Source organism: Streptomyces sp. B1I3 (genome assembly GCF_030816615.1).
GTDB lineage: Bacteria > Actinomycetota > Actinomycetes > Streptomycetales > Streptomycetaceae > Streptomyces.
In genome coordinates this window covers 6,243,411-6,258,414 of the sequence record NZ_JAUSYD010000001.1, presented here as the reverse complement: position 1 = coordinate 6,258,414, position 15,004 = coordinate 6,243,411, and the positions used below count along the sequence as shown (strand labels likewise).

Below are 15,004 nucleotides of genomic sequence, written 5' to 3'. Positions count from 1 at the left end.
AGCCTTACAAAGCATTAAGTTTCAGTCGAAGCACTACGGATTTCGTAGGCCGGGGCCTCGTCGCCCAGCAATCTGTCGGCCGCTGACCTGTGCAGTCCGGCCGCCGCGGGGTCGCCGAGCCGGTCCAGCGTGTCCGCCAACCTCAGCTCCAGAGCCGCCTGCAGCCGTACGTCACCAGCCCGGCGCGCCAGATCGACCGCCTCGCGGCAGGTGTGCAGCGATTCCTGCGGTCTGCCCGCGTACTCCTGCACCCGTGCGGCCTCGCTCAGCGCCCGCGCCTGGGCGGGGCGGTCCCCGAGCCTGCGGTGGCCGGCCGCGGCGGCCCGCCAGCTGCGCAGGGCCTCGCCGTACCGTCCGGCGTAGGCGTGGACGGCTCCCAGGCGCCCGTACAGCCGTGCCTCGTCGGCCCGCTCGCCCTGTGCGAGCCGCTGGGCGAGCGCACGCCCGTACCAGTCGGCGGCCCGGTCGAAGTCGCCCAGCTCCGCGTGGGCGCCGCCTACGGATTCCATGGCGCGCCCGGTCGCGTACAGGTCGCCGGCCTCACGTCCGGCGTCCAGGGCGGCGCGGTAGCGGGCCAGCGCCTCCCGGGTCCGGCCGGTCCTGGCGTCGAGGTCGGCGAGGTTGAGCAGGGCGGCGGCCTTCTCGCGAGGCAGGTGGCGGCGCTCGGCCACGTCCAGGACCAGGCCGTGCAGTCCGTACAGCTCGGGTGCGGCGTCCTCGGTGCCGCGGTGCGCGGCGAGGGCGCGGACGAGCGCGGCCACCAGCCGGCGGGCGAGCGTGTCCAGCTCGCCGTCCCCGACCGCGAGCCGGGCGGAGGCCAGCAGGGCGGGCTGGCGGATGCGCAGCCACTCGGCCGCGGACTCCGGGTGCGGGAAGCGCAGCGAGCGCGGCAGCCCGGCCAGCCTGCGACGGGCCGGGGAGCCCTCCGGGTCGGTGATGGCCCGGCAGGACTGGAGCTGACGCACCGTCCGCTCCAGCATCCTCGCCCGGGCGAGCTGGATCTCGGCCGGCCGTTCGCGCTCCTCCAGTACGGCCCGCAGCAACGGGACGAGGCAGCCCGGCACTTCGTACTGCGGCAGCACGGCGCCGTTCGTCCGCAGCAGCCCGTACCCCACGAAGTCGTCCAGCATCGTCCGGGCGGCCGACACGGAACACCCGGCCAGCGCCGAGGCGGTGTGGGCGTCGGCCAGTCCGGCGGGCGCGAGCGCGAGCAGGCGCAGTATCCGGGCGGCGGCCGGCGGCAGCGTGTCGTGGACCAGCCGGAACGCGCGGGCGAGCGGGCGGGCGCCGGTGGGCTGTTCGGCGTCCTCCGGAAGCTCGCGCAGACGCTTGGCGGCGTCGGCGACCGACGCGCCCGGGCGGGCCGCGAGCCAGCCGGCCATCAGCGTCAGGGCGGCAGGCTGTCCCCCGCACTCCTCGGCCAGGGCCTCGGCGGTCCGCGGATCGACCGTGATGCGGACCTGGCCGATGGTGCGGGCGAGCAGCTGGACGGCGGCGTCCGCCTCCATGCCGCCCAGGGTGCACGGACGGACGCCGGGGATCCCGGTGAGCGGACCGGTGGAGGTGGCGACGACCAGGCAGTCCGGGTTGCCGGGCAGCAGCGGATCGACCTGTTCGGCGTCCACGGCGTCGTCGAGGAGGATCAGCGCGCGGCGTGAGGCGAAGGCGTCGCGGACCATTTCGGCGAGCTCGTCCTCGTCCGCGCCGGGTGGGGCGGCGACCGGGAGCTGCTCCAGGAGCCCGCGCGCGGTGCGCTCGGTGGGGACGCGTCCGCCGCCCGGTTCGGTGAGCCCGAGCCGGTACACGCCGTCGGGGTAGTCGCCCGGTTCCGCGAGCCGGCGGGCGAGCTCGTCGGCGAGGGCGGTGCGTCCGGATCCGGGTCGTCCGGCGATCAGCAGGACGCGGGCGCGTGCGGCCTTGCGGCCGGCCAGGGTGTCGAGGCCGGCGCGTTCGATGTCCGCCTGAAGGGCCCTCAACTCTCTCTGGCGGCCGAAGAATCGGGGTGGGGTCGCGCCGGACGGTACCTCGGTCCCCGCCGGTCCCGCCGCTTCGGCCGGTCCGCTGGTGTCCACCGCCTGATCGGTCACGAGCCACGCTCCACTTCACTGCACGCGGTTGCCCGCCGGAACTCCGGTCGGGGCCTTTCGAGCGTAGTTCAGTGGTGTCGAGGATCACGGCGGAGCGCGGCGGACGGATCCCTCGATCGGATGAGCGTTTCTTACGATCGGACGACCGGCCGGGCTACGGGCGGGACCGGCCGGACGCTCCGTACGGGGGCCGGCTCTCCGTCCGCCCGGCCCGTCCCACGGCCCGTCCCACGGCCCGGAACCGTCCCAGACGGCAGGACGGGCCCCGGGACCACGGGGACGTACCGCGGAGCGAGGCCGGTCAGGCCTCGAACGGCCGGGCGGGCCACGGCGCCTCGGCCGGGCGCAGCGAGTCGACCCCGTCACCCGCGAGCACCGCGGTGAGCGAAAGGGCGCCCACCACCAGGCAGTTGTTGTGCAGGTTCCCGGCGAGCACGCCTCGCACGAGCTCCTGCAGCGGCACCCTCGCCAGCTCCATGTCCGCCTCCTCCTCGGCGACCTCGAAGCGCTCGCCCTCCGCCTCGGAGAGGTCCCGGGCGAGGAAGATGCGCACCGCCTCGTCGCAGCCGCCGGGCGTGGGGTAGACGTCGGTCAGCACCCGCCAGTCCTCGGCCTTGACGTGGGCCTCCTCGTACAGCTCGCGCTGTGCGGCGTGCAGCGGGTTCTCGCCCGGGACGTCGAGGAGCCCGGCCGGGATCTCCCACAGCCTGTGCCGGACCGGGTGCCGGTACTGCCGCAGGACGAGGACACGGCCGTCCTCGTCGAGTGCGAGCACGGCGACGGAACCGGGGTGGACCTGGTAGTCGCGGCTGTGGACGCTGCCGTCGGGCATCACCACGTCGTCGGTGCGGACGCTGGTCTTGTTACCGGTGAAGGGGGTCGCCGTCGCGGTGACCTGCCACTCCTCGGGGGTGTCCTGGAAACCCATGTACGTCCTCCCACGAACAGAAAACGAAGAACCGGGGCACGCATCCGGTGAAGGATCCGTACCCCGGCCAACCGTATCGCCTACGCGTCGGTGCCCGTTCCGCGTGCCGCGACCTGGCGCTCCACGGCGGCCTTCACCAGACCGGCGAAGAGCGGGTGCGGGCGGGTCGGGCGGGAGCGGAGCTCCGGGTGCGCCTGGGTGGCGACCAGGTAGGGGTGGACCTCGCGCGGGTACTCGACGTACTCGACGAGCTTGTTGTCCGGGGAGGTGCCGGAGAAGACCAGTCCGGCCTTCTTCTCGAGCTCCGCACGGTAGGAGTTGTTGACCTCGTAGCGGTGGCGGTGGCGCTCGTCCACGTACGGCTGGTCGTCGTAGGCCTCACGGACGAGCGAGCCCTCGGCGAGCTTCGCCGGGTACAGGCCGAGCCGCATGGTGCCGCCCAGGTCGCCGGCGCCCTCGACGTACGCGAGCTGCTCCTCCATCGTGGAGATGACGGGGTGGCTCGTGGCCGCGTCGAACTCGGTGGAGTTGGCGTCGGGGATCCCGGCGAGGTTGCGCGCGGCCTCGATCACGATGCACTGCAGGCCGAGGCAGAGGCCCAGCAGCGGCACCTTGTTCTCGCGGGCGTACTGGATGGCGCCGACCTTGCCGATCACGCCGCGCTCACCGAATCCGCCGGGGATGCAGACGGCGTCGACGTCACCGAGCGCCTTCTGGGCTCCCGCCGGGGTCTTGCAGTCGTCGGAGGCGACCCACTTGACCGTGACGCGCGCCTTGTTCGCGAAGCCGCCGGCCCGGATAGCCTCGGTGACCGAGAGGTAGGCGTCGGGCAGGTCGATGTACTTGCCGACCAGCGCGACGGTGACCTCGTGGTCGGGGTTGTGGACGCGGTCCAGGAGGTCGTCCCAGGTGGTCCAGTCGACGTCCCGGAAGGACAGGTCGAGCTTGCGCACGACGTAGGCGTCGAGGCCCTCGGTGTGCAGGACCTTGGGGATGTCGTAGATCGACTTGGCGTCCACGCAGGCCACCACGGCGGCCTCGTCGACGTCGCACATCAGCGAGATCTTGCGCTTGATGGCGGTCGGCACGTCACGGTCGGCACGCAGCACGATGGCGTCCGGCTGGATGCCGATGTTGCGCAGGGCGGCGACCGAGTGCTGGGTGGGCTTGGTCTTCAGCTCGCCGGACGGGCCGATGTAGGGCAGCAGCGAGATGTGCACGACGAAGACGTTGTCGCGGCCGACCTCGTGGCGGACCTGGCGGACGGTCTCCAGGAAGGGGAGCGACTCGATGTCACCGACCGTGCCGCCGACCTCGGTGATGACGACGTCCACGTCGTCGGTGGCCATGCGGCGGATGCGGTGCTTGATCTCGTTGGTGATGTGCGGGATGACCTGGACGGTGTCGCCGAGGTACTCGCCGCGCCGCTCCTTGGCGATCACCGTGTTGTAGACCTGGCCGGTGGTGACGTTGGCCGAGCCGTCGAGATCGACGTCGAGGAAGCGCTCGTAGTGGCCGATGTCCAGGTCGGTCTCGGCGCCGTCGTTGGTGACGAACACCTCACCGTGCTGGAAGGGATTCATCGTGCCGGGGTCGACGTTGAGATAGGGGTCGAGCTTCTGCATGGTGACCCGGAGGCCACGTGCCTTGAGCAGGGCACCCAGGCTGGAGGCAGTCAGACCCTTGCCGAGGGAGGAGGCGACACCCCCGGTGACGAAGATGTGCTTGGTCGTCGTGGATGTGGGCTGCATAGCCAAAGGGGGCTCCCGTGGTCGCGATCGTGAGGTGCGTGCCGGCGTGCCGTACGGAGGTTTCCTTCCGGCGCCGTCGCTGCGGTTCGGGGGCCTCGTCCGCTCAGGGACGACCACCGGTCCACGGGCTACCAGGGTAACAGCGACGAAGGGAGGCTGCTTCCGGCCACGCCTCGCACATGGTCGGCACAGGATCGCCGCACCCCTTCCACCTCCCACCCATTCGCCGAGGCAAGGAGAAGGACAACAGGTGGACAGTCGCGCGGAACCCCCAGGTGCGTCGTATCCTGCTCGGACACTCGCTGCCGAGTTGGCCGGCCCAGCGGCTCCACACCAGCCCGCTCACCCGTGCAAGAGCTCGTCGGTTCTACTACAACGACCCCTTGACCAGCAGTAAGCGCCCTGCGGGGCGACATGGCCGTTCGACTGGAGACGCACGTGGCCGGGCGCATCGAGGATTACGCACTCATCGGAGACATGCAGACCGCAGCCCTGGTCTGCCGGGACGGCACAGCCGACTGGCTGTGCCTGCCCCGCTTCGACTCGCATGCCATTTTCGCCGGGCTCCTCGGAACCGAGGAGCATGGTTTCTGGCGGCTGGGACCCGCCCGTCCGGAGGGCGCGGAGCCCCCGGTCGCGGACCGGCGCCGCTACCGCGGGGACTCACTCGTCCTGGAATCGGAGTGGGACACCCCCCGCGGCACCGTCCGCGTGACGGACTTCATGCCGCCGCGCGACGGTGCCCCCCAGCTGATCCGCATCGTGGAGGGCGTGAGCGGCCGTGTCCCGATGCGCTCCGAACTGCGGATGCGGTTCAGTTACGGGCGGGTCACCCCCTGGGTGCACAAGGTGGACGGCCGGACGGTCGCCGTCGCCGGTCCGGACTCCGTCTGGCTGGACACCCCCGCCGACACGTACGGCCAGAACCTGACGACGTACTCCGACTTCACCGTGTCACCCGGCGACCGCATGGCGTTCACCATCAGCTGGCAGCCCTCGCACCACGAGCCGCCCGCCATGCCCGACCCCGAGGGGTCGTTGCAGGCCACGGAGAACTTCTGGCGCGAGTGGGTCGAACAGTGCACCTACCACGGGCCCTACCGGGAGGCGGTGGTCCGCTCGCTGATCACCCTGAAGGCGCTCACGTACGCGCCGACCGGCGGCATCGTGGCGGCGCCGACCACCTCCCTGCCGGAGGACATCGGCGGTTCGCGGAACTGGGACTACCGCTACACCTGGCTGCGGGACGCGGCGATCACCCTGTCCTCCCTGCTGCGCACCGGCTATCGCGAGGAGGCCCGCGCCTGGCGCGAGTGGCTGCTGCGGGCCGTCGCGGGCGACCCGGAGAACCTGCAGATCATGTACGGCATCGCGGGCGAGCGCGAGCTCGGCGAGGCGGAGCTGGACTGGCTGCCCGGCTACGAGGGCTCCGGCCCGGTCCGGGTCGGCAACGGCGCCGCGAACCAGCTGCAGCTCGACGTGTACGGCGAGGTCACCGAGGCGCTCCACCTGGCGCACATGACGGGGCTCACCCGCAACGACTACGCGATGGGCCTCCAGCTCAAACTGATCGAGTACCTGGAGAACCACTGGGAGGAGCCTGACGAGGGCATCTGGGAGGTGCGCGGGCCGCGCCGCCACTTCGTGCACTCCAAGGTGATGGCCTGGGTCGCGGTCGACCGCACCATCAAGCTGATCGAGTCCGGCGACGCCGAAGGGCCGCTGGAGCGGTGGCTCCAGCTGCGGGAGGACATCCACCGTGATGTCTGCGAGCGGGGTTACGACAAGGAACGCAACACCTTCACCCAGTCCTACGGGTCGAGGGAACTGGACGCCTCCCTGCTGCTGATCCCGCAGATGGGCTTCCTGCCGCCCGACGACAAGCGGGTCATCGGCACGATCGAGGCGATCCAGCGGGAGCTGTCCACGGAGGACGGCTTCGTCCTGCGCTACCCGACCGAGGGCGACGACGCGGGTGTGGACGGCCTGGAGGGCGACGAAGGCGCGTTCCTCGCCTGTTCGTTCTGGCTGGCGGACGACCTGGCGATGATCGGCCGGGTCGACGAGGCCCGCCAGCTCTTCGAGAAGCTGCTCTCCCTGCGCAACGACCTGGGGCTGCTGGCCGAGGAGTGGGACTCCAGGCTCCAGCGCCAGGTGGGGAACTTCCCGCAGGCCTTCAGCCACGTGCCGCTGATCGACACGGCGTTGCGGCTGACGGCGAGCGGGGCGTACGTCGGCTGATCCCCCGGGGGATCCCGCTTTCCGTGCCGGCGTTCGCGCGGGCACGTCGTAGCCGTGTCGGGTACGACAGGTGAGCGGGATCCATGCCTCCCACCCGAGCAGTTGCCCTCTTTGTGTACCGGGCCGCCCCGGTCGTCATCCATGTGTACGACCGGGGCGGCCCGGCAGCTCCCTGCACGGCAGGAATCCGGTTGCGGCGGGACCGGGCAGCCCGGTGAGCTACCTACGTGAACGATGCCACCGAGCAAGCGCGACGGGCGAGGTCAGGAAGAGACCGCAAGACCACGACGCATCCGCCTCCGTGGCACAGGTCGGCGGTGCTCGTGGCCCTGATGCTGGCCGCCTTCACCCTCAACACCGCGGAGAACCTGCCGATCGGCCTTCTGGAGCTCATCTCCGAGAGCCTGCGGGTGCCGGTGTCAGCGGTCGGTCTCCTGGTCACCGTTTACGGCGTCACTGTGGCCGTCGCGTCATTGCCGCTCGCCCACATCGTGCGGACCGTGCCCCGACGCCATGTGCTCACCGGACTGCTGGCCGCACTGGTCGTGTCCAGCCTGGTTGCGGCGCTGGCCACCTCCTACTGGGTGCTCCTCTTCGCGCGGCTGCTGACCGCGCTCGCCCAGGCGTTGTTCTGGGCCGTGATGGGGCCGGTCGCGGTGGGCCTGTTCACCCCCGAGGTCCGTGGGCGTGTGATCGGAGCGCTGTCCGTCGCCGGTTCGCTCGCCCTCGTGCTCGGCGTTCCCGGAGGGACCTGGCTGGGCCGGCAGAGCGGCTGGCCGGTGCCCATCGCTCTGCCGGCGGCGCTGGGGCTCGTCTCTCTGGTGACGATCGCCGTCCTGCTGCCGACCTCGCGCCCGGAAGAAGAACCCGCCGCCTACGGAATCAGCCCCGACGCCCGCCGGTTCGGGATCGTGCTGGTGGCCGGGACCCTGTCCACCACCGGAGCGTTCGCCGGATACACCTACGTCGTGACGTTCCTGGGCGACGTGGGTGGGTTCTCCCCGGGCGCGGTCAGCGTCCTGTTCGTGGCTTTCGGCATGGCGTGTCTCGCCGGGGTGGTCATCACCGGGGCGTTGCTGGACCGCTTTCCGCAGGCCACGCTGACCACTGCCGTGGCCACGCAGGCCGTGGGCATGCTCGGTCTGTACTCGGCCGGCAGCGAGCCGGTGGCTGTGGTCGTGTTCCTGCTACTGATGGGCGGTGCGCTCGGACCGGTGTTCATGACCACACAGAATGCGATGCTGCACTGCGCGCCGGGCCGCACGGACATCGCACTCGCGGCGAACTCCGGTTCCTACAACGCCGGTATCGCGGCGGGCGCCGCGCTCGGCGGGTTCATCCTGCCGTCGGCCGGCGTCCGGGGCGCCTTCCTCGTCGGCGGACTCCTGACCGCCGCGGCCTGCCTCGTGCTGCTCGGCGGCCGGCTGCCGCGCCACCGGCCGGACTCCGTCGGGTGGAGGGGGCGCCGGCCGGCGGCCGGTGGTTCCGTCCCTGGAATCCGGCCGTGAAGGCGCAGGCACTCGGTCTCCGCAGGACAGCGCTACCGGAATCCACAGGTCCCCACGCCGGATCCGGGCGTGACCGGACGTCTGCGGGACGGCCGCTTCCCACGGCCGGACCTACGATGGAGGCGTCCAGTCACGCCCTGCGAAGGGGGGTGCCATGTCGCCCCGTACACCGTTCACGCAGGCCGATCTGACCGGCCTGCGCTCCGACATCGCCGGTGAAGCCCTGGTCCGCGGTGACCCGGGCTACGACGAGGCCCGCACCGTCTTCAACGGCATGATCGACCGCAGACCCGCGGTGATGGCCCGATGCGCCTCCCGGGCCGATGTCGTGCGGGCGCTCCGCTTCGCCCGTGAGCAGGACCTGGAGGTCGCCGTGCGCGGCGGTGGCCACAGTGTGTCCGGGTCGGCGCTGTGCGAGGACGGCCTGGTGATCGACCTGCGCCGCATGCACGACGTGGCCGTCGACCGGGAGGCCGGGGCCGCCCGGGTGGGCGGGGGTGCCACCATGAGCGACCTGGACCGGGCGACCCAGCCCTACGCACTGGCGACCACGGGCGGCCGGGCCTCCACCACCGGGGTCGGCGGGTTCACCCTCGGCGGCGGGTCGGGATGGCTGGAGCGGAAGTTCGGGCTGGCCTGCGACAACCTGCTGGCGGCCGACGTGGTCACCGCCGACGGCGGCGAGGTGCGCGCCGCGGCGGACGAGAACCCGGACCTCTTCTGGGCCCTGCACGGCGGCGGCGGCAACTTCGGCGTGGTCACCTCGCTCACTCTGCGGCTGCACGAGCTTCCGGCGATGAGCATGGTGCTGCTGCTCTTCCTGCCCGAGAACGCCCCCGAGGTCGTCCGTACGTACCGCGACCTCATGGAGTCCGCACCGGACGAGGCGGGTGGAGGCTGTCTCTGTCTCACCGGCCCGCCCGAGGAGTTCGTGCCCGAAGCCCTGGTGGGAAAGCTTCTCTGCGGGGTCCTGATCACCTTCGCCGGAACGGAGGCGCAGGTGCGCGACGTGGCGGCGCCGCTGCTCGCGCTGGACCACGAGTCGGAAGTCGTCGCCGAGATCCCGTACGCGGACCTGCAGTGCATGCTGGACGATCCGTCCGGGTTGCGGAACTACTGGTCCGCCGAGTACCTCGACAGTTTTCCCGACGAAGCCGTGTCCGCCTTCTGCACCACTGCCGCCGCCATGCCCGTCCCCTCCGGCTCCCAGCACGTGCTGTTCCCGATGGGCGGCGCGGTCGCCAGGGGGCCTGCCGATTATCCGCTGCCCTGGCGCTCCTCCCCCTGGGCGGTGCATCCGTTCGGTATCTGGGAGAGCGAGGCGGACGACGAGCGGGGCAAGCAGTGGGTGCGCGAGGTGCGTGCCGCCGTGCGGCCGTGGGCGAGCGGCGCCGTGTACCTGAACTTCATCGGGCGCGAGGGCCAGGAGCGGGTCGTGGCCGGCGTCGGGGAGGACAACTACGAGCGGCTCGCCGTCGTCAAGGCGCGCTACGACCCCGGCAACGTCTTCCACCTGAACCACAACATCAAGCCGGCCGTGGCCCTGGTGTGACGCGCTCCTCCCGGCCCGGTAGCTTCCTGACCGGGGCGTTCGCCCCGTCGCACGCGAGCGGAAGCACGAGGCCGGAGCCAGTGGAGACAGAAGGCGGGATCACCGTGCGGCGGGCCCTGGAGCTGCCGGGGCTGCGCGGCGGGCTACCGGAGGTCCTGGCCTGCGCGGACCGGCTGGACCGTACGGTGCGCTGGGTACACGCGGGTGAGGCACCGAACATCCCGGCCCTCCTGAAGGGCGGGGAGCTGCTCCTGACGACGGGACTGACGCTCGGTTCGCGCCCCGCCGAACAGCGGTCCTTCGTCCGCAGGCTCGCCGACCGGGGCATCGCCGCCCTGGTCGTGGAGCTCGGCCCGCGCTTCAGCCGGCTGCCGGCGGCGATCGTGGACGCAGCGCGCACCGCGGGGCTGCCGCTCGTCCAACTGCACCGCGAGGTGCCGTTCGTCGCGGTGACCGAGGAGATCCACACCGAGATCGTCAACGGGCACTACGCCCTGCTCCGGCGGGCGGAGGAGGTGCACCGGCGCTGCACGCGGGCGGTGCTCGACGGCGGCGGTGCGCCACAGGTGCTGGGCATCCTGGCGGACTTCACGGCGAACCCGGTCTTCCTGGAGACCCCGGACGGCCGGCTGCTGTACGCGGCCGGCACCGGCACCGCGCCGGTGGGCGCCGATCCGCTGCAGGTCTGGGACGGGCTGCGCGGCGACCGGGAGGACCGCGAGACACCGCCTGCCGGAGCGGTCCTGGTGGAGGTGCCCGGTGGCGGGCAGGGCGCGGGCTCCGTACGGGCCCGGCTGGTGCTGCTCGCCGTGGCGGGGCCGCTGGTGACGGTGCACCGGATGGCGGCCGAGCGGGCGGCGGGCATCCTGGCGGTCGTCCTGATGCAGGCCCGCCAGGAGGAGGAGCTGGCGGCGCGGGGGCGGGGGGACTTCCTCACCGATCTCGCCGAGGGCCGGATCGCCCCCGAGGACGCGCCCGCGCAGGCCAGGGTGCTGGGGTTCAGGCCGGGTACCGATCCGCTGCTGCCGGTGGTGATGCGGCTCGCCCCCGGCTCCGCCCCGGCGGGCAGCTGGGCCCTGCTGGCGCGGGCGATGACGGAGGAGCTGTCGACGGTCGGGGTGCCCGCACTGCTCGGGGTACGGCCCGTGGAGGGCCGCATCCCGCTGCTGCTGGCGCTGCGCCCGGGAACCGGGCGTGCCGCGGCCGCCGACCGGGTGGCGGCGGCGCTGCGGGCCGGGGTGGAGCGGGCGGGCCTCGAGCGGGCCGGCGACGGCACTCCGGTCGTCGTGGTCTCGGACGCGGGCGGCTGGGCGGCGGCGGGCGCGGGGCTGCGGCACGCGGCGGAGGCGGCCACCGCGGCGCAGGGGCTCGGCGAGCTGCCCTGGTACGACGCACGGCGCCTCGACATCGATCTGCTGCTGTGGCGACTGCGGGACCAGCCCGACCTGGCGTCCTTCGTGGACCGGGCGATCGGGCCGCTGCGCGAGCACGACCGGAACTCACGGCCCCCGCTGCTGCCCACCCTCGAGGCGTACATCGCCCACGCCGGCCGCAAGGCGGAGGCGGCCCGTGAGCTGCATCTGAACCGGCAGACGCTCTACAACCGGCTGGCCCGCATCGGGGAACTGCTCACCGCCGACCTCGACGACCCGGAGACCGTGCTGGCGCTCGGCCTGGCGCTGCGGGCCCGCCGCCACGTCCCCTGAAGGCCTCAGGTGCGCAGCGTCGCCAACGGCTGGGCCAGTTCGTCGTAGACGGACAGCACATGGGCGACCGTGTCGTCCTCGGTCGGCCAGCCGACGGCCTGGAGCAGGCCCGCCCTCGCGAGCCGCTCCCGCCGTCCGGCGTCGTCGAGGAGCTCTGTCACCGTGCGGGCCAGCGCCTCAGCGTCCCCGTACGGCACCCGGACGGCCGCCTCCCCGACGAGTTCGGACAGGCCGCCGGACTCGGCCGCGACCAGGGGCACCCCCAGCCGCAGCGCCTCGCGCCCCAGTACCGGCCGGTGCTCCCCGCGGCCGGGAAGCACCGCCAGGTCGGCGGCGGCGAGGATCTCCCCGAGACGGTCCCGGCCGGCCAGGACGACGGGCAGCCCCTCCTCGGCGGCCTCACGGCCGAGGGCCGCGGTCCGGTGCTCCTCCCCCACGACGACCAGCAGCGGCACGGGGTCGTGCGCACGCCAGACGCGTGCGGCGTCCAGCAGCGTGTCGTAGCCGTGGTGCGGTGCGGGACCCGCCACCGACACCAGTAACGGGCTTCCCACCGCGCCCAGTTCGGCTCGGACCTTGCCGTCGTCCCGCCGGGGGCGCCCGTCGGCCGTCGCCTCGCCGGCCGCGCCGTCACGGCCCGTCACGTCGCCGCCCGCCTCCGCGGGGTCCGCGGAGGCGGAGTGGCTCGCGGGGACGGCGGTGCGGGCGAGCCGGGCGTCCTTGGCACCCCGGCGCCGCGCCCGGTCGACCAGCTCCGTCGACGTACCGAGCACGACGGACGCCGCGCGCGCGGCCCTTCGCTCCAGGAGGTGCAGCAGCCGGCCACGGGCACCGGCAACCGGGGTCCGGGTGTGCCAGGTCACGACCAGTGGGGTGCTGCGGCCGCTGAGCGCGATCCCGGCGCGGACGGCGGCGTGCAGGCCGTGCGCGTGGACGACGTCCGCGTCCACGCAGGCGGCGCGCAGGGCGGCCACGGCCGCCGGATCACTGCGCCGGGGCACGGGGGCGAAGCGGGCCCCCGTGGCGGGGAAGCCGTGGGCCCGGTCCGCACCGGGCGGAGCGCAGACGGTGACCTGCACCCCCCGGGCGACCAGCCCGGCCGCCAGCGCGGTGACATGTGCGCTGCTTCCGGCACCGCCGCCCAGGACTTGGACCGTACGCAGCTCTGACACGTTGGATGGCTCCCGGGGATCCCGAGTCGGCGGAATGTACAGCGCCAAGGATGCCAGCCCGTACGCGCGTTCAGGCACCGGCGAAACGTTCTTCCCCTCCGGGTGGCGACAGCCGTGCCGCCCAGCCCCACTCGTACGGGTGAGTCCGGCCGGGCGACGCCGACGTCCACCCGCCGGTATGCGCCGCCCGGTCCGCTGCCCGCCCTATCCGCCTGCCCGCGCGGTCGCGAGGAGTTCCTCGGCGTGCGCCCGTGCGGTCTCGGAGTCCTCCTGCCCCGCCAGCATCCGGGAGAGTTCCCGCACCCGGTCCTCGCCCTCCAGGACCGTGACACCGCTCCTGGTGACCGAGCCGTCCACCGTCTTCTCGACCAGCAGCTGCCGGTCGGCGAACGCGGCCACCTGGGGCAGATGGGTGACCACCACGACCTGCGCGGACCGGGCGAGTTTCGCCAGCCGCCGGCCGACCTCGACGGCGGCCTTGCCGCCGACGCCCGCGTCGACCTCGTCGAAGAGGTACGTCGGCACCGGGTCGGAGCCCGCGAAGACGACCTCGACGGCGAGCATCACCCGGGACAGCTCACCGCCGGACGCGCCCTTGGCGATGGGCCTGGGCTGCGCGCCGGGGTGGGGGGCCAGCAGCAGTTCGACCTCGTCGGCCCCGGACGGCCCGTAGACCACGCTCCGGCCCGCGATGTCGATGCCCGAGGCTTCGTCCGCCGCCTCGGTCTGCCGGATGGCGAAGGAGACCCGGGCGTGCGGCATCGCGAGGGAGGCCAGTTCCTCGGTCACCGCCTCGGCGAAACGTGCCGCCGCCTCCGTACGCGCGTCGGTCAGCGTCTGCCCGAGCCCGGAGAGCTCGCTGCGCAGCGCGTCGCGCTCCGCCGTCAGCTCACCGATCCGGTCGTCGTCGCCCTCCAGCTCGGTCAGGCGGGCTGCACCCTCCTGCGCCCAGGCGAGCACCGCCGCTGCGTCCTGACCGTCCCGGCCGTACTTGCGGGTGAGCGCCGTCAGCGCGGCACGCCGTTCCTCGACGGCGGCCAGCCGCAGCGGGTCGGCGTCCAGCTGGTCGGCGTACCCGGCGAGTTCCCCGGCCACGTCCGCGAGCAGGATCGAGATCTCGCCGATCCGGTCGGCCAGCGCGGCCAGGGCCGGGTCGTGGGCCCGCACGGCGTCCAGGGACCGCCCGGCTGCGGCGACCACGGTGGTGGCGTCCACCCCTTCGGGATCCTCGGGGTCGCCCGCGAGCGCAGTGTGTGCGAGGGCCGCAGCCGAGGCGAGGGCCTCGGCATGGCCGAGCCGTTCGGCCTCCGCCGCGAGGTCGGTGTCCTCCCCGGCCAGCGGTTCGACCGCCGCGATCTCGTTGAGGCCGAAGCGCAGCAGGTCCGCCTCCTGGGCCCGTTCCCTGGCCCGGGTGGTCAGTTCCTCGAGCTCGGTGCTGACCGCGCGCAGCCGCCGGTAGGCCGCCGCGTACGCGGTGTGGGGCACGGCGACGCCGTCACCCGCGTACCGGTCGAGGGCCTGCCGCTGCCGGGCGGGCTTGAGCAGCCCCTGCTGGTCGGTCTGGCCGTGTACGGCGACGAGTTCGTCGGCGAGTTCGGCGAGCACCCCGACGGGCACGGATCTGCCTCCGAGGTGTGCCCGGGAGCGCCCCTCCGCCGAGATCGTACGGCTGATGAGCAGCGCTCCGTCCTCGACCTCGCCGCCGGCCTCCTCGGCGCGCACCACCGCCGCGTCGCCAGGGGAGACCGTGATCCGCCCCTCGACGACCGCCGCCTTGGCCCCGACCCGCACCAGGGCGGGGTCGGCGCGTCCGCCGAGCAGCAGCCCCAGGCTGGTGACGACCATGGTCTTGCCTGCGCCGGTCTCACCCGTCACCGCGGTGAAACCGGGTGACAGCTCCACCACCGCGTCGTCGATGACTCCGAGCGACCGTATCCGCATCTCCTCCAGCACGGACATGACCTTACGAGGTCCGGACCCCGGCGCGCTAACGGCCTCGCCCGCGACGGGGGCCGGATCGGCTAGCGGCGTCCTGCGGCTCCGCGCGCACGGCGGAGGC

Annotated in this window: 9 protein-coding genes; 4 read left to right on the top strand and 5 right to left on the bottom strand. The window is 73.2% G+C overall.

The features are described from left to right. Window positions 1-14: 14 nt before the first annotated feature. The 3 genes from QFZ58_RS28435 to QFZ58_RS28425 form a co-directional block, all read right to left on the bottom strand. On the bottom strand, window positions 15-2,087 hold the full coding sequence (locus QFZ58_RS28435; RefSeq protein WP_307127746.1) for a tetratricopeptide repeat protein: 2,073 nt from the start codon (window positions 2,085-2,087) through the stop codon (window positions 15-17). Between the two features lie 301 nt (window positions 2,088-2,388). Further along, the gene (locus tag QFZ58_RS28430; protein ID WP_307127745.1) at window positions 2,389-3,015 is read right to left on the bottom strand and encodes an NUDIX hydrolase; all 627 of its coding nucleotides are present in this window, start codon (window positions 3,013-3,015) and stop codon (window positions 2,389-2,391) included. Window positions 3,016-3,095: 80 nt separating this feature from the next. Beyond that, window positions 3,096-4,766, bottom strand: a complete 1,671-nt coding sequence (locus tag QFZ58_RS28425; protein ID WP_307127744.1) for a CTP synthase — start codon at window positions 4,764-4,766, stop codon at window positions 3,096-3,098. Between the two features lie 438 nt (window positions 4,767-5,204). Between QFZ58_RS28425 and QFZ58_RS28420 the strand changes: the two genes are divergently transcribed. The 4 genes from QFZ58_RS28420 (at window position 5,205) to QFZ58_RS28405 (ending at window position 11,773) form a co-directional block, all read left to right on the top strand. After that, window positions 5,205-7,007 carry a glycoside hydrolase family 15 protein gene (locus tag QFZ58_RS28420; protein WP_307129022.1) on the top strand — a complete coding sequence of 601 codons (1,803 nt, stop codon included), beginning with the start codon at window positions 5,205-5,207 and terminating at the stop codon, window positions 7,005-7,007. A 317-nt stretch (window positions 7,008-7,324) separates the two neighbouring features. Continuing rightward, on the top strand, window positions 7,325-8,515 hold the full coding sequence (locus QFZ58_RS28415; protein ID WP_373428601.1) for an MFS transporter: 1,191 nt from the start codon (window positions 7,325-7,327) through the stop codon (window positions 8,513-8,515). 154 nt (window positions 8,516-8,669) lie between these two features. Continuing rightward, on the top strand, window positions 8,670-10,067 hold the full coding sequence (locus QFZ58_RS28410; RefSeq protein WP_307127743.1) for an FAD-binding oxidoreductase: 1,398 nt from the start codon (window positions 8,670-8,672) through the stop codon (window positions 10,065-10,067). Window positions 10,068-10,147: 80 nt separating this feature from the next. Further along, window positions 10,148-11,773, top strand: a complete 1,626-nt coding sequence (locus QFZ58_RS28405) for a PucR family transcriptional regulator (protein WP_307127742.1) — start codon at window positions 10,148-10,150, stop codon at window positions 11,771-11,773. Between the two features lie 5 nt (window positions 11,774-11,778). Here the strand turns inward: QFZ58_RS28405 and QFZ58_RS28400 are convergent, their stop codons facing one another. Then, on the bottom strand, window positions 11,779-12,945 hold the full coding sequence (locus QFZ58_RS28400) for a glycosyltransferase family 4 protein (protein ID WP_307127741.1): 1,167 nt from the start codon (window positions 12,943-12,945) through the stop codon (window positions 11,779-11,781). A 204-nt stretch (window positions 12,946-13,149) separates the two neighbouring features. Continuing rightward, window positions 13,150-14,904: a DNA repair protein RecN gene (recN, locus tag QFZ58_RS28395; RefSeq protein ID WP_307127740.1), complete on the bottom strand. Its 1,755-nt coding sequence runs from the start codon at window positions 14,902-14,904 to the stop codon at window positions 13,150-13,152. Window positions 14,905-15,004 lie beyond the last annotated feature (100 nt).

Bases quoted from the DNA above. Each gene is read 5' to 3' on its own strand.
- QFZ58_RS28430 (WP_307127745.1), bottom strand. From the start codon at position 3,015: ATGGGTTTCCAGGACACCCCCGAGGAGTGGCAGGTCACCGCGACGGCG.
- QFZ58_RS28425 (WP_307127744.1), bottom strand. From the start codon at position 4,766: ATGCAGCCCACATCCACGACGACCAAGCACATCTTCGTCACCGGGGGT.
- QFZ58_RS28410 (WP_307127743.1), top strand. From the start codon at position 8,670: ATGTCGCCCCGTACACCGTTCACGCAGGCCGATCTGACCGGCCTGCGC.
- recN (WP_307127740.1), bottom strand. From the start codon at position 14,904: ATGTCCGTGCTGGAGGAGATGCGGATACGGTCGCTCGGAGTCATCGAC.